We start from the raw sequence: 21,031 nt of genomic DNA on the forward strand, positions 1-21,031 counted from the left end.
GAATAAGCAGTCCAAAGTAAAAATACTGTACACTGTGTAGTAAATCGTACTATTTGCTACGCTTTTGTCGAGCAATGTGAGGGTTAAGGAATGGAACCGAGAAGCTTTTATTACTCCTGCACACCGGAAGCTGACCGCGAAACGCAGTTTGAAAGCTTCCGTTCGATGGGAGCACACGAAAGCGAGATTTTCATTGATGTGTGCGGGCACAGAAAGTCGAGCCGCAGCAGTCTGGCGATGCTCAAGCGCATCGGCTTGCGTGAGGGCGACCGGCTGACTATTCCGACGCTGTACTGTCTGAGCGATTTGAAAAAGGGCCTTGCAGATGAGCTGAACTGGCTTCGACAGCACGGAATTCAGCTGCGGATTGCTGATATTCCGATGACAATGCGTTGCTCTGATGAAACGGAGCAGCGCCTTGCCAGCGAAATGCTGTATCAGGTGATCGATGCGACGGTTCTGAAGGAGCGCGAGGAAAAACGCCAGAAGCAGAGCGAAGGCATTCGTGCGGCACAGGAAAAGGGCGTGCATATCGGCCGCAAGCCGAAGGAGCGCGGCACTGAGTTCGAAACGCTCAAGCAGCAGTGGCAGCGCGGCGAGATCTCGCTCAGAGAAGCCGGAAGACGGCTCGGCGTGACGCATCAGACGTTTAAGAAGTGGGTGGAGGAACCCGAGGAAGATTAAGGATAAGGTTGTACAAATTCATGTCAAAAACACAGCAGGGGTTCTCGACAAGGGACCTGAAAAAGATTTTTTCGATTGTTTTCGTCGCGTACATGGTGCTTGCGGTGGCGTTTTATTTTCTCGCCGGAGAGCAGCTGCGTTATCGCGACTCGCGCGGCAATATTGAAATGCCAGTGGCGAATGCCGCGACGGTAGAACTGACAGCAGGTTCGGTTGTGGAACAGCAGTTCACGCCGAAAATTCAGATTTTTGAGCATCTTTCCGTGCAATGGGGCGTGTTCAACCGTGTCAATCACGGCACGGTGAACGTGCAGCTTGTGAACCTGGCAACGCAGAAAGTCCTGCTTGACCAGAATTTGCAGGCTGACCAAATTACGGAAGGTCAGGTTACGACGTTTGATTTCCCGGCAATGGAAACGGTCTGCAATGCACCGCTTGCGTTGCGTATCACCTCGCCCGATGCAGTGGCAGGTGACGCGCTCACGCCGGTGATGAAAACCGATGCAACGCTTGAAAACGGTCAGCTGTATGTCAATGGACAAGCTGTTGCAGGTGAACTCGCCTTCTCAGCAACTGGTCGAGACTATATCTGGACCGGTCTGCATTACTGGCAGTTCGCGGCGGCCGGCGCGGCAATCCTCGCGGCGCTGCTGCTCCTGCTGCTGCACAAGCACAAGACCGGTAAGAAAAGCTTTATTCTCAATGCGATGATTGCCCTGAGGCGGTATCGCTTCCTGATTAAGCAGCTGGTTGACCGCGATTTCAAGGCAAAGTATAAGCGTTCAATTCTTGGCGTGTTCTGGAGTTTTCTCAATCCGCTTTTGAACATGATCGTGCAGTATGTTGTGTTCTCCAATATGTTTAAGTTTGATATTCCATACTTTCCGGTTTATCTGCTTTGCGGTAACGTTGTCTTCAATTACTTCTCTGAGGCATGCGGCATGGCGCTTACATCTATTGTAGGTAACGCTGACCTCATTAAAAAAGTATATGTGCCGAAGTATATTTATCCGCTGACGCGCATTATGTCGTCGCTTATCAATATGCTGATTTCGCTCATCCCGCTCGCAGCGGTGGCGATTTTTTCGGGTCTGCTGCCGAATAAAACGTATTTTCTTTTGCCGTTCCCGCTGCTCTGCCTAGCACTGTTCTGTCTCGGACTGGGTATGCTGCTCGCATCGGCAATGGTGTTTTTCCGGGATATTCAGTTTCTTTGGGGTGTATTGACGACGATTTGGATGTATTTGACCCCTATTTTTTACCCGATTAGTGCTCTGCCGGACAGTATTCAAATGATCGTTAAAATGAATCCGCTGTACTTCTATGTAACGTTTCTGCGTTCATGCGTCATTGACGGTCTTTCGCCTGAACCGTTCATGTATGTGCAGTGCGCGCTTATTGCGCTAGGAATGCTTGCTGTGGGTGCATTCACGTTCAAAAAATCGCAGGACAATTTTGTCCTCTATTTATAAGGTGTGAAAATGAGCAAAAATGAAAAGCTGCTCCATGAGCAGAAGGAAAAAGTTGCAGAACTTCAAAAGCGAAAAATTATTGAGGTACAAAATGTTTCGATGCGCTTTCGGCTGACGGACGATAAAATCATGTCGCTGAAGGAGTTCGTAACACGCAAGCTGAGCGGCAAGTACAAGACCTCAGAATTCTGGGCGCTGAAGGATGTATCGTTCGATGTGTATCGCGGCGAGGTTGTCGGCATTATTGGCCACAACGGCGCAGGCAAAAGCACGATTTTGAAAGTCATTTCGGGCATTCTCAAACCGACTGAGGGATCTGTGACCTGCAGAGGCAACATCGTGCCGATGCTGGAACTGGGCTCGGGTTTCGACCATGATTTGACCGGACGCGAGAATATTTTTCTCAATGGCGCAATTCTCGGTTATACGGAAGATTTTTTGAAGTCAAAGTACGACGAAATTGTTGCATTTTCCGAACTAGGTGAGTTCATTGATGTGCCGATTCGCAACTATTCATCCGGTATGCTGATGCGTTTGGCGTTTTCGATTGCGACGGTTGTCAATCCGCAGATTCTCATTGTGGACGAGATTCTTGCTGTCGGTGACGCAAACTTTCAGAAAAAAAGCCGCAAGCGCATGCTGGAGCTTATGAGCGGCGGTACGACCGTGTTGTTTGTATCGCACAGCCTGGAGCAGATCCGCGAGATGTGCGATCGCGTGGTTTGGCTGGAACATGGACAGGTGCAGACTGTTGGAGAGACGAAAGAGGTGTGCGATGCGTATGAATCCTGAAAAAGTGTTGACGATTGCAATACCCGCGTATAATGCGTCAAAATTCTTGCCCAAATGTCTGCAATCTCTTGTCGATTCAAATGAGCTGGAACGTATGGAAGTCCTTGTCATCGATGACGGCTCCAAAGAGAGTCAAGATGAGGTTGTTCGTCCCTATATCGATCGTTTTCCGCAATCGATTCAAATGATTCACAAGGAAAATGGTGGACATGGTTCAGTTATCAACAAGGCTGCTGAGATAGCGACCGGAAAATACTTAAAAATTCTCGATGCTGACGATTGGGTCGTATCTAAAAATATGAAATCACTTTTAGATTCACTCGAGCGACTGAATGCTGATGTAGTCATCACTCACTTCGATATGGTCGATGCCGAAGAACGATTCCGTCAGCCCTTTGCAACTGAAAATGTGGAATTCGGGAAAATATATACCATGGACGATCTTGCGCAACTTCCCAAGTCCGTATATGCATGCAGCACCTTCCATGGCATATTTTATCGTCTTGCATTTTACCAATCGACACAGATCCGAATGTCTGAAAAGGTGTTCTACGAGGATCAGGAATATGCAACGCTGCCGTTTTGCTTTGCTTCTGGCGTTGTATTTCTGGATCTGACGATTTATCAGTACCTGGTCGGCCGTCCCGGACAAAGTGTATCGCATGAAAATCAAGTAAAGCGACTGCCAGAGATCAAGTTTATTTTGGATAGTCTGATTTGTTTCTATCAAACCCATTATGACATGTCTGAATCTCGAAAACGATATTTTCAATACAAAATAGGTGCTGTGATTTTGAGCTATTATGTCGCGGCCCTGCTTAAAAATCCGGATCGACGTAAAGGTCGGCATGATGCCGATGCACTCCGTCGGGAACTTCGCCAGAATAGCTGTGATTTGATGAAGGCAACGGAAAAGAAATATTGGATTACAAAAGGATTGCATTTCGTTCATATGACACCAGATGGGTTGGAAAGAATAAAAAGAACGCATTTTTATTACATATTGAAGAAATTTATTTGATAATGGGGATGGAGATTTGAAAGGTCTAATCTTAGCCGCAGGCAAAGGCACGCGCCTTTACCCGATGACAAAGCCGATGAGCAAGCCGCTGCTGCCGGTTTATGACAAGCCCATGATTTATTACCCGCTTGCAATTCTCATGCAAGCGGGCATTTCCGATGTCATGGTAATCGTTCCGCCGAACGAAACAGACACATTCTGCGCACTGCTTGGTGATGGAAGCCAGTTCGGCATTCATATCTGCTATGCAGAGCAGCCGGTTGCGCGTGGTATTGCGGACGCTCTTCTGATCGGTCGAGAGTTTGTGGGCAACGACTCGGTATGCCTTGTGCTGGGCGATAACATTTTCCACAGCGACACGCTGGCTGAGGTTCTGCGTAAGGGCGCACAGCAGCAGAATGGTGCAACGGTATTCGGCTACTGGGTCGAGAATCCGCGACCGTTCGGCGTGGTAGAGTTTGACGAGGATGGACGGGCTATTTCGATTGAGGAGAAGCCACGCCATCCGAAGAGCAATTACATAATTCCTGGCATTTATTTTTACGATAATCAGGCAATGGAGATTGCAGCAAGGCTCACGCCGTCTCAGCGCGGCGAGCTTGAAATCACTGATGTAAATCTGGAATATCTGCGCCGTGACCAGCTGCAGGTGCTCCCGCTCGAGCGGGACGTTGTGTGGCTGGATGCCGGTACAGCTGACAGCCTGATGGACGCCGGACAGACTATTCGAAATATCCAGGCTGAGACAGGACGCTATGTCGGCTGTCTGGAAGAACTGGCATTCAATCAGGGATGGCTGACGGAAGAGCAGGTGCACAATGCCGGACAAGAGCTCGGCATGACACTCTATGGACAGTACTTACAGTGCTTATAACGGAGGATAGAAAATGACAGTTTTGTTAGCAGGCGGCGCAGGCTATATCGGTTCGCACACCGCCGTGCAGCTTTTGATGAGCGGACATGACGTAGTAATTGCAGACGATTACAGCAACAGCTGTCCGGAGGTTATCAATCGTATCGAAGAAATCACCGGCAAACAGGTTCGCGCCTACGAGACTGACGTGAAGGACAAAGTCAAAGTACAGCAGATTTTCGCAGAAAACAAGATCGACTGCGTAATTCACTTTGCTGGACTGAAGGCAGTCGGCGAGTCAGTACAGCAGCCGCTGAAGTATTACCGAAACAATATCGACACCACACTGACGCTGCTCGAGTGCATGCAGGAGGCAGGTGTCAAGCAGTTTGTTTTCTCATCCTCCGCGACGGTTTACGGCGAGGAGAATGCGATTCCGTACATCGAAACGATGAAGCGCGGCAGCTGCTCCAACCCATATGGCTGGACCAAGGTCATGATGGAAGAAATTCTTGAGGGCGCGGCAAAGGCTGACCCGGAACTGACTGTCGTTCTTCTACGCTATTTCAATCCAATCGGCGCACATGAGTCCGGCCGTATCGGCGAGGATCCGCAGGGTATTCCGAACAATCTGATGCCGTATATCGCGCAGGTTGCCGTCGGCCGACGCGATCACCTCACGATTTTCGGCAACGATTACCCAACGCCGGACGGCACCTGCCGCCGCGATTACATCCATGTGATGGACCTTGCGGACGGCCATGTAAAGGCGGTTGAATACGCCGCACAGCATAAGGGCGTTGAGGTGTTCAATCTTGGTACCGGCACGCCGTACAGCGTACTTGAAATTGTGCACGCATTTGAGAACGCGACCGGCGTTGCAATCAAGCACGAGTTCGGCGCACGCCGTGCAGGCGACCTGCCGGAGTTCTGGGCGAACGCAGATAAGGCCGCAAAGGCGCTCGGCTGGAAGGCAGAGCGTGACTTGACGGCTATGTGCAGAGATACGTGGAGATGGCAGAGTGGGAACCCGGAAGGATATCGCAAGTAAAGGAAAGAAGGAAAGCAAATGAAAAAATATGATTATCTCATCGTCGGCGCCGGCCTTTATGGCGCTGTTTTTGCGCATGAAGCGATGAAACACGGCAAGTCCTGCTTGGTTATCGATAAACGCCCAAACATTGCAGGCAATGTTTACACGGAAGAAATGGAAGGCATCAATGTTCACGTTTACGGTGCCCATATTTTCCACACCAACAATCGTGAGGTCTGGGATTACGTCAATCAGTTTGCTGAATTCAACCGCTTTACAAACAGTCCGGTTGCAAACTATCACGGCGAGCTGTACAGCCTTCCCTTTAACATGTATACATTCAATAAGATGTGGGGTGTTGTAACGCCGGAGGAGGCTGCCGCCAAGATTGAAGAACAGCGCAAGGCCGCAGGCATTACGGAGCCGAAGAATCTGGAAGAGCAGGCCATCAGTCTGGTCGGCACGGATATTTATGAAAAGCTGATCAAGGGCTACACTGAGAAGCAGTGGGGCCGTCCGTGCACAGAGCTGCCGAGCTTTATCATCAAGCGTCTTCCGGTTCGCTTGACGTTTGATAACAATTACTTCAATGCGCTGTATCAGGGCATTCCGATGGGCGGATATACCAAAATGGTTGCCAATATGCTGGACGGCGCGGAAGTCCGTCTGAACGTTGACTACTTACAGCACAAGGATGAGCTGGATGCACTGGCCTCCAAGGTGCTGTATACTGGACCGATTGACGCTTATTTTGATTACAAGCTTGGCAATCTGGAATATCGCAGTGTGCGCTTTGAAACCGAAGTGTTGGATAAGCCTAACTTTCAGGGCAATGCCGCAGTAAATTATACCGATCGAGAGACACCGTGGACACGCATTATCGAGCACAAGTGGTTTGAGTTCGGCGCACAGCCGAAAACTGTTATCAGCCGCGAGTACTCGAGCGAATGGAAGCCCGGTGACGAGCCGTACTATCCGGTCAACGACGAGAAAAACGGTAAGCTGTACGCTGCGTACAAGGAGCTGGCAGATGATGAACAGAATGTCATCTTCGGCGGCCGTCTGGGCGAGTATAAGTATTACGATATGGACGCTGTCATTGCGGCAGCGCTGGAAAGTGCAAAAACGAACTTGGCAAAATAACATGGAGGAACCAAAATTATGGAAAAAATATTGTCCATCTCTGTTGCGGCATATAATGTTGCATCTACATTAAAAGAGACTATAGATCCTTTTATTGAATCTGGCGTATTAGACCAGCTAGATATTATGATTGTGGACGATGGATCAAAAGATGACACCGCAAAAATTGCTCAAGAATATGCAGATAACTACCCGAGCTCTATTCGTTTGATTAGCAAAGAGAATGGAGGATGGGGCTCCACTGTTAATACTGGAATTCGTCTTGCGCAGGGTAAATATTTCAGACAAGTAGATGGTGATGATCACTATAATGCTGAAAATATGCCTGCGTACATTGATGCGTTGCGGAACAGTGATGCAGATATGGTTATTACCCCTTATATTACATACGATGATAGCACCGGCGAAGTGTTTTCTCACGAAAATTGCAATCCAAACTGCGAAAATGGAAAAGTATATCAACTTGCAGATGTAGAGGCTTTTGCGCCGTTTATGCATAGCTTGGCAATGAAGACTTCGTGTATTCGAGACACGGTATCGATTACTGAACATTGTTTTTATACAGATACTGAATTCGTTTTAAAATCTTGTAATCAAGCGCATACGGTGATGTTTGTTGATTTGGAAATATATTGTTATCGCAGAGCGTCAGTGGGACAGAGCATGAGCTTGACAGGAATGGAAAAGCATTATGCGGAGCAGACAAAAGTGATTGATGTTATGCTGGCCTATATGGAAACTGAGGTAACTCGGTCTGAAGTCAGAAGAATATATGATAAATTACTTCTTGGAACATGCTGCTGGCAATATTTGGTGTTACTTTATATTAAGCCGACTTCTCAGCACAAACGTGATTTGATGGCATATGATGCCATGCTGAAAGACAGAGCACCGGGTTATTATAACCAAATTGGTATTGGAACGATTGACAAGCTGCGAAAGACGCATTTCTTGGGTTACGCTTTTGCTGCATGGCATAAGAAGAAAAAAGATAATCGATTTACTAAAGATGGACGGCTTATTTCTTAAGCACGGTTATATTTTGACTTATTGAAATCTCTTTGAAATTCAGCAAAAAAACAAACAAAGAAATATGAAATCGGAGAGCAAAATATGGGGACACCATTAGTAAGTGTAATTGTTCCGGTGTATAAAACACCGGAACAATTTTTAAGAGCCTGTATAGAGAGTATTCAGCAACAAACAATAAAAGATTTACAAATAATTTTAGTCGATGACGGCAGTCCGGATAAATGCGGTGATATCTGTGACCAATACGCAGAAAAAGATAAGCGGATTCAGGTAATACATCAAAAAAATGGCGGACCGAGTAATGCTCGAAATCATGGCATTGAGTGTATTCGCGGAAAGTATCTTATCTTTATAGATGCGGATGATGAGATATATCCCAAAGCGCTGGAAACAGGTATTGCAGCCATGGAACGAACGAATGCGCAATGTGCAGTGTTCGGATGGATAAATAATGAAACAGGTAAACCTGTAGACTGTAATGTTACAGAGATCGAACGCGTCATTACTGCTTCTGAAGCGATGAAGGAAATTGCCGGCGAAAACGATTTATGCGGAGGCGGCTATCCGTGGAATAAGATTTGGAATGTAGATGCGGTTCGAAATTCGCATAATGGTGAAATTTCTTTCTTTGATTGTACGTTATTCACATACGAAGATAAATATTGGGTACTAAATATGCTTTTCGGGTTAGAGCGAGTGGTATTATTGCCGGATGTTTTTTATAATTATCGTTTTGTGGAATCCAGTCTGACAAATAGCAGTGACTCGTGGAAACGTCGGCAATTTAACGCATATGCTGCATATGATAAAATCTGCGATTATTTACAGCCCATTAATCAGTCTGCATATCGAGCAGGGTTGTGTAAGTATTTTAGATTTAGCTATATTGATATGATGAATATGCGTTCTTGGCGCAATGAGGATATCGAATGGTATCGAAAAACCAAAAAAAGTGTACTTAAAGTCTGCAAGCGTATACATTTGGGAGATTTAAAAAAGTTTAAGCATTATATTGCATGGATTTTTTGTTTAATCTATTGCCGCATTTGATTGTTTATTACTGTATATAGAGCTATTTTGCGAGGAATTATCTGATGATATTAGAAGCACTGAGTGAAAAAGGTTTAGAATGTACAGGCTGTAGTGCCTGCATGAATAGCTGCCCTGTACATGCTATAACGAATAAGAAGGATAACTATGGTTTTTTGTATCCAAGTATCGATCAATCAGCGTGTGTTAAGTGCAATAAATGTGTAGATGTATGTCCTGTACTGAACTTTGAAACGAAAAGAGAAGAACCGATTTCCTGTTATATGCTAAAGATGGCGGATGATATATGTGCAGTTAGCTCTTCAGGCGGAGCCTTTACTGCGTTGTCAAAAGCAATCTTTGAAGCAGATGGAGTTGTATTCGGCGCAGCGATGGAAAGTGATCTTTCGGTTCATCATAGAATAGCCCACAATGAAGCAGAACTTGCATCGCTGCGTAAATCCAAATATGTTCAAGGCGATATGGGTACTACAGTGCAAAAGGTAAGACAACATCTTGAGAATGAAGATGCAGTACTTTTTGTAGGCTGTCCTTGCCAGGTTGCGGGATTAAAGCGTTACTTGGGACATCTGTATGAAAAATTATGGACTGTGGATGTGATCTGCCATGGAGTACCGTCGGCACAAATGCTGAGAGAATCGCTTGCAGAGATGCCAGATGTTTCATCAGTAGATTTTCGAGATAAAGATTATGGCTGGGAATGTCTGGGCATGACGGTAATTAGAAATGATGGTTCACGACATCGGCTTTCGTATAATGAAAGTCGGTACGAACAGGGATTTCATCCCAATATTACGCTTCGCGAAAGCTGCTATGACTGTAAATTCTGTGAATTTCCTCGGCAGGGCGATATATCTATCGGTGATTTTTGGAATGTTGAGAAATATTACCCAGAAGTCGATAAAAAAAACGGAGTAAGCTCCGTAGTGGTGAATACATTGCATGGAGAAATGCTGATAGAAAAAGTTCACAAGTATGTAAAATTATTAAAAGAGATACCTTTGAAGTGTTTGGAGGGGAATCGTCTGCAGGCCAAAATTTCAAAGCCCAAAGAACGAGAAGCATTCCTGCGGTTGTATCCGCAAAAAACATTTAATGAAGCTGTTTTGTATGCACAGCAAAATATACATGATATTGGCATCGTAGGTAATTGGTCATATCCGAATTATGGAACGGCGTTAACCTATTATGCGCTGTATCACACACTATGTAATATGGGATATACCGTGACGATGCTCAGCTGGCCTGAAGATTCACCGTGGAAACCATATGAAAAAGCTAATCTCTTTAAGAAAAACCCATACCCCACTTGGGATATAGCGGAGATTCCTGAATGTCGCTTGGATTTATATCAGTACAATAATCGGTGCAAAACATTTGTTCTAGGATCAGATCAATTATTAAATAATAATTTGTATAATGCGTTTGGTCGTTTTATTCAGATGGACTGGGTGAAGGGAAATCGCAAAAAGATAGCATATGGTGCTTCATTTGGAACTGATTATATTTGGGGAGATGACGCAGATCGTGCAGAAATGGCATATTTTTTCCAAAAATTTGATGCATTTTCTGTAAGAGAAACAAGCGGACGGGAACTCTTAGACAAGTATTACGGTGTAAAAGCACAGGTAGTAATTGATCCAGTATTCCTATTGTCTAGGTGTGAATATGACCGATTGGTTTCTAACGGAAAGGAACGCGTACCGAAGGAACAATTTGTTTTTGCGTATATTCTTGACCAAACGGATGAAAAACTGGATCAACTGCAAAAATGCATTGAATGGATTGGTATTCCGATGCGATCGGTCAGCGATGCAGCTCCGAATGAGCATCAGATCAGCGCATACCATGGATTTACCGAATATAATGTGTATTTGGAAGAATGGATGGCATATATACAATGTAGTGAAGCAGTAATTACAGATTCTTTTCATGGAACATGTATGGCGATTTTAGCCGGGAAACCGTTTTTAGCGATTAGCAATGATTCGAGAGGTATTGCTAGGTTCCGTACTTTACTGCAGCTTTTCAATCTGGAAGACAGATTGTGTGAAAATGCGAATGAGATAAGTAAAAAACGTAATTTACTGAAGCAATGTCCGGATCAGAAAGTGATTGCTCAATGTTTAAGTCGTGAAAGAAATAGAAGTATTGAATGGCTGAAAGATGCATTAACGCATCCATTGGGTTATAAAAAATTCTCTACCTACGATATTCTGGGCGATAAATGTGAAACTGCGTTAGCACATTCTAATGAAGGCTTATCAAGGGTAAATGATTTGGAAAGACTTCAGCGAGAAGGCGTAACAACAGAAACAAAACAATGGGAACAGCTTGAAGATCATCGATTGCGTTTGGATGGTGCGGACGATCGCCTTAACGGATTAGAGAAGTTACAGAGGGAATCGGTAACTACAGAGTCTAAACAGTGGAAACAACTCGAAGATCATCGGCTTCGTTTAGACGGTATTGTTGCAGAAAATGATTCACTTAAGATGAATATAAATCAAATGCTTAAGACTATTGAGAATCTTGAACAACAGAATGAAGATTTGAAGGAGCAGATTGGAAAAAGTGAAGAACAGATGAAGGAGTTGGAACATTGGTCAATACTGCATCGGATTCGACATTTTATAAAGGATAAGAGAAAGGGAAAATAAAATTGAAAAATATTTCAATAATCATCCCCTGCTACAACGAAGAAGCGGCGTTGCCGTATTTCCTGCAGGAGATACGGAAGGTGGCGGACAACATGTCCACCACCTTCCAATTGGACTTTGAGATCCTTTTTATAAACGACGGTTCGAGAGACAAGACTTTACAAATTCTGCGTCAAGCGGCGCAGGAGGACAAGCGTATCCGCTACATATCCTTTGCCCGTAATTTCGGCAAGGAGGCTGCAATGTATGCAGGCTTCCAGAATTGTACAGGCGACTATGCTGCGGTTATGGACGCGGATATGCAAGATCCTCCATCTTTGTTGCCGGAGATGTATCAAGCCTTGCAGAGTGGAGAATACGACAGCGTAGCAACACGCCGTGTTACCCGCAAGGGAGAGCCGCCTATCCGCAGTTTTTTCGCGCGGTGCTTTTATAAGCTGATCAACCGCATTTCGGACGCGGATATTGTAGATGGCGCTCGAGATTTCAGACTGATGACGCGTCAAATGGTGGATGCGATTCTGTCTATGACGGAGTATAATCGTTTCTCCAAGGGTATTTTCGGCTGGGTTGGTTTCCGTACCAAGTGGCTGCCATATGAAAACGTCGAGCGGGTTGCCGGTGAAACAAAATGGTCGTTCTGGAAGCTGTTTCTGTATTCGCTGGAAGGTATTACAGCCTTTTCGACCGCGCCATTGGCAATCGCTTCGATCGTTGGCATTTTGCTGTGCGTAGTTGCATTGTTATTTGTATGTGTCGTTCTCGTCAAAACGCTTGCATTCGGCGATGCAGTAGGCGGTTGGCCGAGTATGATGTGCGTTATTCTGTTTCTAGGCGGTGTGCAGTTGTTCTGCATGGGTATTCTGGGACAATATCTCGCAAAAACGTATCTGGAAACAAAGAAACGCCCGATTTACATCGTGCAGGAAACGAATGAGGATCGAGTATGAAAGAGAAAATTATTCAAAATACAGTCCTTCGTTTCATCCTGGTAGGTGTTATAAATACGCTGGTAGGCACGGCAATCATGTTTGGCTTGTATAATCTAGCGCATTGCAGCTATTGGGTCTCCTCGGCATCGAATTATATTCTGACAAGTATTTTGAGCTTTTTCCTGAACAAATTCTTTACTTTTCAGAATAAGGAAAAGAGCATTGGTCAGGTTGTGCGATTTGCGGTGAATATTGCAGTATGCTATCTACTGGCATATGGTATTGCAAAGCCGCTGTGCCTCTACCTGCTGAGCGGCGTAGTAACTTCAGTGCGTGATAATGTTTCGATGTTCGTAGGCATGTGCCTGTTTACGGCCTTCAATTATTGCGGTCAGCGTTTTTTTGCATTCAAGAAACGAAAGGGGTAAATTCTTGATGATACTATCACAGCGAAAAAGTAAAATCGGGGTAATTACCCTTTCGGGAATGATAACATTCACTATATTAATCATACTATTTGCGATTAAAGGTCTCGCTCCTTTTGGAGATCGTTCTCTAGTGGTTATGGATGGAGATATACAGTATCTTGACTTTTTCTCGTACTATAAAGATGTATTAATTGGAAATAACTCTATTGGATACTCGTTTGGGAAAACGCTGGGAGGATCTAATATTGCAGTTTTTAGTTATTATTTATCTTCTCCCTTCAATCTTTTGTTGATATTTTTTGGAAACGCGCAACTTCATACTTTTTTTGATTTAGTAGTTGCTTTAAAACTATCACTGTCGGCTATGACATTTGCTTTCTTTGCTATCAATAGATTCGATTGGGAGGTTAATGATAATAGTATAATTTATCTTCTGACTTCAATCGGATATGGATTATGCCAATATAATATTGCTCAAAGTAGTAATATTATGTGGTTGGACGGCGTATATATGTTGCCGCTTATTTTACTGCAAATTTCCAATATTGTTGCCCATAAAAAATTCTGGTCGCTTCCATTGATAGTCGGAAGCGCTATTATATTTAATTGGTATTCTGCAGGTATTGACTGTGTTTTCTCTGCTGTTTGGTTTTTGTTTGAATTTGCACTACATTCTATTGAACAAAAAGCTACTATCAAAAATTTCATTCAAAGCACACTAATATATGTAAGTAATATGATTCTGGGTGTACTGGTCAGTGCTGCCTTGTTTATTCCAACTATTGGTGCACTAAAAAAGAGTACACGAGGATCTTTGCATTTTGGTAGCTTAATGGATTTGTCGTTTTTGGGAGAATTTCCGTCGGCTATTCAAAAATACACATATGGCGCTACAAGTGAATTAGGAAGTGTTGCACTATTTTGCGGTAGTATTACAATCATTTTTGCAATGGCTGTACTTTTTTATCATGGAGTTGATATACGCAAACGAATATTATTCTCAGGACTTCTTGGCGGATCACTTCTAATTTTTTACTGGAATCCGCTGTATACGGTGTTTTCTCTGTTTCAATGGGTTAGCAGTTATCACTATCGCTATTCATATGTTTCTATTTTTTCTATTTTATTCATTTCAGTAATTGGTTATCATGAACTCAATGACGAAAAGCGAGCGCATCGTTTTTTCTCAACAGCTTTGATTTTCTCATCTGCACTAATCTTTTTGTATTATTGTAAGCCAATCAATGATCTTAAGTATGTTTATCTGACGGCATTAAGCATTGCATTGCAATCTGCATTAGTTTTGATTGCACGATTTTCTAAAGTAAATGCTTTCTCTAGAAATATATTATTTATTGCATTTGGAGGACTGTTCCTGTTTGATATTGCGTTCAATGCAAATTGTTTAATCAACTACTATTCTATTGATGGGATCAGTCGATATCAATCTTATCGAGAAGGGCAAGAGAATACTATTTCGACGATAAATTCAGCTGATGATTCACTTTATCGTATTTCTCAAACTACCACTCGCAATATGGGTGACAATGGATTAACTGCAAACTATAATGAAGGGTTGTCATATAATTATGCATCAATCAGTGGCTATACTTCTTCTCCAGACGATAACCAACGAGAATTTTTGAACAGATTAGGATATCCTATTAATGGTGAAAATATGTGTATCACCAACACATCAATTCTGGGTGCGGATTCTCTTTTAGGTGTTAAATACATCCTGTCACCTTATGATATAGAAGGTCTTGTAAAAATTCGTGAACCTGATAATAATGGAAAAAGCATTTATTTAAATCCATATGCATTCCCATTGGCTTTTACATATAAGGATACCGAATATACTCCGAAGAATACAACAAATCCATTTGAGTATCAGAACGAACTGTATCGTCAATTGTTTGGCTTAACAGAAAACTTGTATACCCCGGTGAAATACAATGTCCGAGTCAATGATGATGGGTATGGTGCCCAAATCCAACTGGATATGCCCGATGATAGCTCGACATTAGCCGTATATGGGTCTGTACCTTGGGAGTATGGTGCCAATTCAGCTATTTACATAAATGGCGAATTTATAACAGATTATGCATGCTGGCTTTCACCGACGGTATTTTATATTCCTAATGATGCTAATCAGTCATGCGAAATGGAAGTTAAAACAGATGCGGATAATTTCAACTGGGATATGGTACAATTTTATTCATTGAACTTGAATGTGCTATCTCAATATGCAAAAATCGCAAACAGTCAGCGGGTAGATACTTTATCCGTAGAAAACGGACTGGTTACCGCAAGTATATCAAGTACACAAGATGATGAACGACTGTTTATGTCTATTCCGGTAGATGATGGTTGGAATATTACCTTGAACGGAAAGAAAGCGGAAGTTGAATCAATCGGCGACTGCTTATATAGCATTAAGATAACTAATGGCACTAATAATATTGTACTGAAGTATCATATTCGATATTTGAAAATAGGTATTCTAATATCTTGCATGACCGTGTTCGGTATTATTGTGATGAAGATAATGCGATTCAAGAGAAAAAATAGTAGAAGTGGCGAGAAAAAAAGTATTTAATCTTGATATCAGCTCATATCCATACAGAAACTGTGTAAATGGTTCCCGTAGTTGTATTTTCAACAACATATTCTCGAATCTGAAGCCCACCAAAAGGCTAGAAAAAATTCAATGTAGAAATTGTTCCAGGAACCGAAAGGGTTTGATGCTTGTGAATTGAGGGCGGCAAGCCCTTTAAGTTGGCCTTGATCCTGCGGTCATTGTAGTAGTTCAGATATTCAATAGTAACCGTCAAACTGTGATAGAGTATAGATGAAAAATGACCGTGTCAAGTGAGGTTCACAAAAAGGATCCCTGAAAATGAAATCAAGTTGCGGTGAATAGCGCTGCCGTAATGGCTTCTTGGATAGGCTAGACTCTGGAGATAGACCGTTTTTCGGCATATTCCAGAACCATAAGATATGTTGTCAGCAGACGAACATAAGAGTTCTCATTAGGGAAAATTCTAATCACGCTGATGCGTCTCTGAATTTCACAATTCAACCGGTCAATCATATTGAAAGATAAAATTTTCCGAGCATCCGGCTTGGGAAATGCATAAAATCTCAGAGAGTTCTCCAGAACGTTTTCAAGTAACGGGATCACCGAGTTCTTTCAAGCTTGCGCAGGCGTTGTATTCCTGTTCCGGTGTCTTTCCAGAGTCAAGAAAATGCTGTACTGTCTTTTCTGTCATAAGTCCAACGGGCATTGCCCAGGTTTTGAAATCATCTTCGTTATATGTCAGATAACGCTGATGCTCCTGCGGCATGTGCTCCAGCTTCATCAACGGTTCACGCTGCTTTGTCTGCAAACGGCGGTGGCTCGCAACGCGGCTTCCATGGAAATACACTTCAACAATAGTTTTTGTTACGCGAATGTCCACTTTTTCGCCAATCAGATTATATGGAACGGAATATTTGTTCCGGCCGTCACTCACGAGATAGTCGTTCGGCACCTTGGCGGCAGATCAGACAGCGGCTTCAAACGGTGCAGCGGCAGCATATACGCCTGTTCTTCCTCAAGATAAGCGCTGCGGCGCGTGCCGGTGTGCTGCTTGAATTCCCGGTTGTTCAGTTCTTCGAGTTTTTCAGCAACAGCTTCGTTGAGTTCGCGCAACGAGAAGAACTTCATATCCTGCAGCGCCGCAATAATCCAGGTTTCCACCAGACGAACAGACGCTTCCGCAGCACTTTTGTCCTGCGGCTTGCGGACACGCGCCGGCACGATTGCGATACCGTAATACTCGGCAAGTTCCTGGTAACTGCGGTTCAGTATGGTTTCATAACGGGTGTTAGACGTTGTTGCAGTTTTGCAGTTATCTGGGATAAGCAGCCGTGTTACGCCGCCGAAATAGTTGAACGCATGAACATGACAGTTCAGCCAGTTCTCTGTTTTCATGTCGTCGCAGGCTTCTGCATAGACGTAACAACTGCACGGGAGCACCGCTACGAACAGATAAGCCGCACTCTGTGCGCCAGTAACTGAGTCATATACTGGAACAGTATCTCCAGCCCAGTCCACCTGGATTGTATCTCCTGGCTTATGCTGAATACGCATGGTTGCCTTGGTAATGCGAGCCCATTTGCGGTATTTGTCACCGAACTGAGTGCTCATGTACGGCGTGCGGCTGCTTTCATAGCATTTGCGGCAGTATTCTTCCCATAAAAGCGTCAGCGTAACGCCGGGCTTTGCAAGCTCACGGTGGATGTACGGATAATCCGGCTCAACGTAAGTGCTGATTTTCTGGTACTTGTCTGGGAAAAGGATCCGCTCCAGCTCGGCGTTGGTAATATCATCCTCAAGGGGCCAGTGGATATTGGCCTTGCTTGCTACCTCTAATACCTTACGAATAGTATGGTGTGAACAGCGTGCGCTGTCTGCGATTCTCCGCTGACTGTAGTCAAGATAGTCTAGCCGCAGGATTTTCAAATAGTCTGTCATTTCAAAACCTCCAGATAAATGTGTAACAGCAGTTGCCGTGCATATTCATTATAAAGGCTTTGGCGCTCTAATGCGGCAGAGTGGAGCTAAAACTCCGGCAAGCTTGGACTAAAACTCCGTGCAGATGGAGCTCTTATAGCGATTTATGCAAGAGGGCAGGATGAAGGTAGGAAATACATCGAGCAAAAAGCTCCAGCTCTGTCGCCTTGACAAAGCCGGAGCGCACGTTATAATAAAAATATAGAGGGACGCTGCTACCGCAGTCAGAACCCTTGTTAAGTATCGATTTTTAGTCGATGACCGTTCGGGGCCTAATCCGAGCGGTCATCGCGCTTTTATACAGAAAATGTACAACAGGATGACTGCACATACAAAAAGCTGAAACGGGAAGGACCATATTCATCGAGTATGGTCCTTCCCGTTTGTTTTTTTATTAATCCTCTTTATGATTCATGGCGCTGATAACCGTTTTCAGCACGTTTTCCAGATAAGGAAGCTGACTCGGTGTTACGCTCTCGATCATCGGAGAAAGCGCCTTGAATGCCCAGAATTTGTCCTTCTTTTCCTGCTTTCCGAACAGGATATAGTCGGTGGACAGGCTGAGCGTCGAGGCGATACGGCACAGCGTCGGGACAGACATACCCTTAATGCCGAGCTCGATATCTGAACAGAATTTCGGCGTAATATCCAGTTTTTCAGCAAACTGCTCGCGCGTCAGTCCTAAATACTCGCGCTGCTTGCGGATTCGTCCGCCAATCGCTATCCAGTCCATTCTGTTCCTCCGTCAAGTCTTTTCATTTAGTGTACCCCGGATAGTTCCTGCAAAGAATAAACTATTAGGGTGGAAATGAGGGAACTTTGGGTGTATAATAAAGACAACTGAGGGGGGACTGCCGATGGAGTACAGAGAGCATGCGTTTACGGTGCACGGAAGAGAAATCCGTTTTTCACATGCGCAGGATATCTATAATGCAATCGAACAGCAATTCTGGCCGCGATATAACGAGACGGTGAAAGATTTCGACCGGTTTTATTCGTCTAATATTTCTTCGTTTGAAGACATCTTTCGATACCTGCCTGAGGGAGCGGACAGCCGCATACGGAACCTTGTGATATCGTCCGTGGGTATTCTGCCGAGTGCTGGTGTTCTGTCCTATACGCCGGTGAGCTTTTACGGAGAATACGAAAACGAACTGATTTACGAACCCTGCATGAAGGAACTGTACGAGGCACGGGAGCAGATTGAGCAGGCTCGTGAGCAGCAGGAGCAGTACCGTGCCGCGCAAAAGGCAAGCCGGAGACACTGGCAGGGCGGCGGATTTGGTTTTTCGGGTGCGATCAAAGGCGCCGTGATGGCCGGTATGCTGAACGCAGGCAGCGGACTGATTCATGGTGTCGGCGACTCATTTGCCGCGGCAGGAGACTGGGCTCAGATCGCAGGCACGAAACGCCAGGTCTTTCAGCATGTGCAGAAAAGCGGAATGCTGAAGGAGGCGTTTTATCTCCGCTGCCAGCGCATCTTTTATGAGGTTTTAGAAACCGTCGGGTATGAACTGCATGTTGAAATGCCGGATTATGATGAGGAGAAAGCAAACGCGACGTTCAAAAATGCGGCGGCGCAGCACCGGAAGGGACAGCTTTCGGACGAACAGTATTTCGACTATCTGATAAAATGCGTGCAGCTTTATCCGTACAAGCCCAGCATATATGGAGAACTGTATCGACTGCATCCGGAGGACGATAAGGAACTACAGTCGCTGTCCGAATATCTGCATTTGCGGGAAGAATATCTGAAGCAGAGGGCGGCGGTCATTGAAGCACAGCTTTCCTATATTGCAGACATGCCGAGCGATACGATCATCGCAGTACAGAAGAAAATACAGGCGCTTGACGAGCTGGCGGAACGCTATCACGCAGCGGATGATAACGACTGGCTGAGCGAAAAAAACAAGGCCCAGGCGAAGCTGCAAGAGCTGCTCCGGCTGAAGGATGAACAGGAGCGCACCGCACTGGGCGTTCTCCTGCCGACAAAAGAGGAAGCGGACCTTGTTCGCATGGAATGGAGGCAGGTATCTGCTGTTCTGGATGACTATCCGTACCTGTCAGACATTGGTGCGGCACGAAAGTGCGCCGAAGCGCTGAAGGAAATTTCGGTCACGCATCCGCTGGTGCGCGAACAGGTCGAGCGGGTAGAAGACCAGGTGGTCATTTTACAGGCGAAGCAGGGTTCGTTCCAGGAGGAGATGACGCGGCAGTACCGGAAGATTTTCGGCAGTGCAGAACTTGGGGAATCCCTCGTCAATATCGACAGCGAGTACGATGAGAACTCGAATGCCGAGCTTGACCCGGAGAGCGAAAAGTTTATCAATATGATCTGCGATATGACGGTCGAAAGAATGCTGCTGTACAGCATGACAAGGCAGGTGCTGTGTCTGACTGATACCATGCTGCACATCACCACATTCGAGAACGAGCAGGCGCATTTTGTCCATTTTCCGCTGTACGGAGACAGAATTGAGATCGAATTTCCGTCCAGTACCATGATGGAGCTGCATACGCGCACGCAGAGAGCGCAGTTTTCACTGGAAGACCTCGAAAACGTGCCGCAATTCAAGGAAATGCTGCAAGCATTTCTCCGCGAAGCATCGATTTGCAGACTGTCGCCGTTTTCGGGTGCACTTAGCTGCAAACGTCTGCTCAGCCGGTTCGCGGCGGAACTGCCGCAGATCGATATCGAACGCCGAGAACGGATTGCGGAGCGAATGCAGCTGCTGAAAGATGCCGTGCTGTGCAGCAACCCATTCCCGGGGCAGGTACAGCAGGTGCTCCCTAATCCGATGTCGCGGTGGCAGACCGGAGAAGATGTCTGGCAGAGGATGCGCAGCATTGCGGAACAGCAGGAGCCGCCTGAAATCCCGACGGTGCTTTATCGGGACGCGCCAGAGGGCGCACAGAAACTCACGGCTTTCTTTACCGACCGGGCGGTGTACCGGCTGGACGGCGATGCGTGTGAACGGCTTGCGCTGAATGAGATTACGGAAATGACAGTGCATGCCACGTTAGCTGAACCGTATCTTCAGCTGAGCAATACGGTCGTTCTTCCGGCGGAAGAGATCGGTCCGCATCATCTCGGCGAGTTCGCACAGCTGGTCGGCAATATCGTACATGTGCTGCTTGGCGGCGTGATTGCGGAAGCGCTCTGCGAGCCTCCGCAGGAAGAGCCTGCGCTGCCTGCATCGTCGGTTCGGTTTTGCCCGTCCTGCGGCGAGGCAGTAGAAGAGGGCGCACGGTTCTGCGGCAGCTGCGGTGAACCGCTTTTCCGGTACTGCGCTTCGTGTGGTGCGGAAAACGATATAAGCGCCATGTTCTGTATGGAATGCGGCGAGAAAATGATGTAAACAGAGGAGAATTA

General features: G+C 45.4%; 19 protein-coding genes. 14 read left to right on the forward strand and 5 right to left on the reverse strand.

The window, feature by feature from the left end; translation table 11 throughout:
- Positions 1–90 precede the first annotated feature (90 nt).
- The 13 genes from H8S02_RS06965 to H8S02_RS07025 all read left to right on the forward strand — a co-directional run bounded on the left by H8S02_RS06965 (position 91) and on the right by H8S02_RS07025 (position 15,699).
- Complete coding sequence (locus H8S02_RS06965; RefSeq protein ID WP_279287278.1) at positions 91–684, forward strand: recombinase family protein; 594 nt, start codon at positions 91–93, stop codon at positions 682–684.
- Between the two features lie 20 nt (positions 685–704).
- Complete coding sequence (locus H8S02_RS06970) at positions 705–2,156, forward strand: ABC transporter permease (protein ID WP_186969903.1); 1,452 nt, start codon at positions 705–707, stop codon at positions 2,154–2,156.
- 9 nt (positions 2,157–2,165) lie between these two features.
- Positions 2,166–2,948: an ABC transporter ATP-binding protein gene (locus tag H8S02_RS06975; RefSeq protein WP_186969904.1), complete on the forward strand. Its 783-nt coding sequence runs from the start codon at positions 2,166–2,168 to the stop codon at positions 2,946–2,948.
- A complete protein-coding gene (locus H8S02_RS06980) occupies positions 2,932–3,969 on the forward strand; it encodes a glycosyltransferase family 2 protein (protein WP_186969905.1) in 1,038 nt (345 codons plus the stop codon). The genes H8S02_RS06975 and H8S02_RS06980 overlap by 17 nt, the downstream gene beginning before the upstream one ends.
- Positions 3,970–3,985: 16 nt before the next feature.
- Positions 3,986–4,843 carry a glucose-1-phosphate thymidylyltransferase RfbA gene (gene rfbA / locus H8S02_RS06985; protein WP_186969906.1) on the forward strand — a complete coding sequence of 286 codons (858 nt, stop codon included), beginning with the start codon at positions 3,986–3,988 and terminating at the stop codon, positions 4,841–4,843.
- A gap of 13 nt (positions 4,844–4,856) precedes the next feature.
- Positions 4,857–5,873, forward strand: coding sequence for a UDP-glucose 4-epimerase GalE (gene galE / locus H8S02_RS06990; protein ID WP_186969907.1), 1,017 nt, complete (start codon positions 4,857–4,859; stop codon positions 5,871–5,873).
- 18 nt (positions 5,874–5,891) lie between these two features.
- Positions 5,892–6,998, forward strand: coding sequence for a UDP-galactopyranose mutase (gene glf / locus H8S02_RS06995; protein ID WP_186969908.1), 1,107 nt, complete (start codon positions 5,892–5,894; stop codon positions 6,996–6,998).
- A gap of 18 nt (positions 6,999–7,016) precedes the next feature.
- Positions 7,017–8,027, forward strand: coding sequence for a glycosyltransferase family 2 protein (locus H8S02_RS07000; protein WP_186969909.1), 1,011 nt, complete (start codon positions 7,017–7,019; stop codon positions 8,025–8,027).
- An 84-nt stretch (positions 8,028–8,111) separates the two neighbouring features.
- A complete protein-coding gene (locus tag H8S02_RS07005) occupies positions 8,112–9,080 on the forward strand; it encodes a glycosyltransferase family 2 protein (protein ID WP_186969910.1) in 969 nt (322 codons plus the stop codon).
- A 44-nt stretch (positions 9,081–9,124) separates the two neighbouring features.
- Positions 9,125–11,740: a polysaccharide pyruvyl transferase family protein gene (locus H8S02_RS07010; RefSeq protein WP_186969911.1), complete on the forward strand. Its 2,616-nt coding sequence runs from the start codon at positions 9,125–9,127 to the stop codon at positions 11,738–11,740.
- A 2-nt stretch (positions 11,741–11,742) separates the two neighbouring features.
- Entirely contained in the window at positions 11,743–12,690 is a 948-nt protein-coding gene (locus H8S02_RS07015) for a glycosyltransferase family 2 protein (protein ID WP_118722571.1), read from the forward strand.
- A complete protein-coding gene (locus tag H8S02_RS07020) occupies positions 12,687–13,100 on the forward strand; it encodes a GtrA family protein (RefSeq protein WP_118722570.1) in 414 nt (137 codons plus the stop codon). Before H8S02_RS07015 ends, H8S02_RS07020 begins: the two co-directional genes overlap by 4 nt.
- Before the next feature lie 58 nt (positions 13,101–13,158).
- The gene (locus tag H8S02_RS07025; protein ID WP_207722082.1) at positions 13,159–15,699 is read left to right on the forward strand and encodes a YfhO family protein; all 2,541 of its coding nucleotides are present in this window, start codon (positions 13,159–13,161) and stop codon (positions 15,697–15,699) included.
- Positions 15,700–15,796: 97 nt separating this feature from the next.
- Here the strand turns inward: H8S02_RS07025 and H8S02_RS12820 are convergent, their stop codons facing one another.
- From H8S02_RS12820 to H8S02_RS07045, 5 genes are all read right to left on the reverse strand, one after another.
- A complete protein-coding gene (locus H8S02_RS12820; RefSeq protein ID WP_407926396.1) occupies positions 15,797–15,934 on the reverse strand; it encodes an IS3 family transposase in 138 nt (45 codons plus the stop codon).
- A gap of 116 nt (positions 15,935–16,050) precedes the next feature.
- Positions 16,051–16,284: a transposase gene (locus tag H8S02_RS12825; protein WP_186969913.1), complete on the reverse strand. Its 234-nt coding sequence runs from the start codon at positions 16,282–16,284 to the stop codon at positions 16,051–16,053.
- Complete coding sequence (locus H8S02_RS07035; protein ID WP_186969914.1) at positions 16,268–16,615, reverse strand: Mu transposase domain-containing protein; 348 nt, start codon at positions 16,613–16,615, stop codon at positions 16,268–16,270. The genes H8S02_RS12825 and H8S02_RS07035 overlap by 17 nt, the downstream gene beginning before the upstream one ends.
- The gene (gene istA, locus H8S02_RS07040) at positions 16,612–17,619 is read right to left on the reverse strand and encodes an IS21 family transposase (protein ID WP_186969915.1); all 1,008 of its coding nucleotides are present in this window, start codon (positions 17,617–17,619) and stop codon (positions 16,612–16,614) included. Before istA ends, H8S02_RS07035 begins: the two co-directional genes overlap by 4 nt.
- A gap of 433 nt (positions 17,620–18,052) precedes the next feature.
- Positions 18,053–18,391 carry a helix-turn-helix domain-containing protein gene (locus tag H8S02_RS07045; RefSeq protein WP_186969916.1) on the reverse strand — a complete coding sequence of 113 codons (339 nt, stop codon included), beginning with the start codon at positions 18,389–18,391 and terminating at the stop codon, positions 18,053–18,055.
- A 439-nt stretch (positions 18,392–18,830) separates the two neighbouring features.
- Here H8S02_RS07045 and H8S02_RS07050 point away from each other — a divergent pair, with 439 nt between their 5' ends.
- Positions 18,831–21,017 (forward strand): zinc ribbon domain-containing protein, encoded by a 2,187-nt coding sequence (locus H8S02_RS07050; RefSeq protein WP_186969917.1) that lies wholly within the window; start codon positions 18,831–18,833, stop codon positions 21,015–21,017.
- Positions 21,018–21,031: the final 14 nt, after the last annotated feature.

The sequence above is a fragment of the Agathobaculum hominis genome (genome assembly GCF_014288055.1).
Lineage (GTDB): Bacteria > Bacillota > Clostridia > Oscillospirales > Butyricicoccaceae > Agathobaculum > Agathobaculum hominis.

What these genes read in the sequence shown, in the direction of transcription:
- H8S02_RS06965 (WP_279287278.1), top strand. Translation starts at nt 91, where the DNA reads ATGGAACCGAGAAGCTTTTATTACTCCTGCACACCGGAAGCTGACCGC.
- H8S02_RS06970 (WP_186969903.1), top strand. Translation starts at nt 705, where the DNA reads ATGTCAAAAACACAGCAGGGGTTCTCGACAAGGGACCTGAAAAAGATT.
- H8S02_RS06975 (WP_186969904.1), top strand. Translation starts at nt 2,166, where the DNA reads ATGAGCAAAAATGAAAAGCTGCTCCATGAGCAGAAGGAAAAAGTTGCA.
- H8S02_RS06980 (WP_186969905.1), top strand. Translation starts at nt 2,932, where the DNA reads ATGCGTATGAATCCTGAAAAAGTGTTGACGATTGCAATACCCGCGTAT.
- galE (WP_186969907.1), top strand. Translation starts at nt 4,857, where the DNA reads ATGACAGTTTTGTTAGCAGGCGGCGCAGGCTATATCGGTTCGCACACC.
- glf (WP_186969908.1), top strand. Translation starts at nt 5,892, where the DNA reads ATGAAAAAATATGATTATCTCATCGTCGGCGCCGGCCTTTATGGCGCT.
- H8S02_RS07000 (WP_186969909.1), top strand. Translation starts at nt 7,017, where the DNA reads ATGGAAAAAATATTGTCCATCTCTGTTGCGGCATATAATGTTGCATCT.
- H8S02_RS07005 (WP_186969910.1), top strand. Translation starts at nt 8,112, where the DNA reads ATGGGGACACCATTAGTAAGTGTAATTGTTCCGGTGTATAAAACACCG.
- H8S02_RS07010 (WP_186969911.1), top strand. Translation starts at nt 9,125, where the DNA reads ATGATATTAGAAGCACTGAGTGAAAAAGGTTTAGAATGTACAGGCTGT.
- H8S02_RS07020 (WP_118722570.1), top strand. Translation starts at nt 12,687, where the DNA reads ATGAAAGAGAAAATTATTCAAAATACAGTCCTTCGTTTCATCCTGGTA.
- H8S02_RS07025 (WP_207722082.1), top strand. Translation starts at nt 13,159, where the DNA reads ATGATAACATTCACTATATTAATCATACTATTTGCGATTAAAGGTCTC.
- istA (WP_186969915.1), bottom strand. Translation starts at nt 17,619, where the DNA reads ATGACAGACTATTTGAAAATCCTGCGGCTAGACTATCTTGACTACAGT.
- H8S02_RS07045 (WP_186969916.1), bottom strand. Translation starts at nt 18,391, where the DNA reads ATGGACTGGATAGCGATTGGCGGACGAATCCGCAAGCAGCGCGAGTAT.
- H8S02_RS07050 (WP_186969917.1), top strand. Translation starts at nt 18,831, where the DNA reads ATGAAGGAACTGTACGAGGCACGGGAGCAGATTGAGCAGGCTCGTGAG.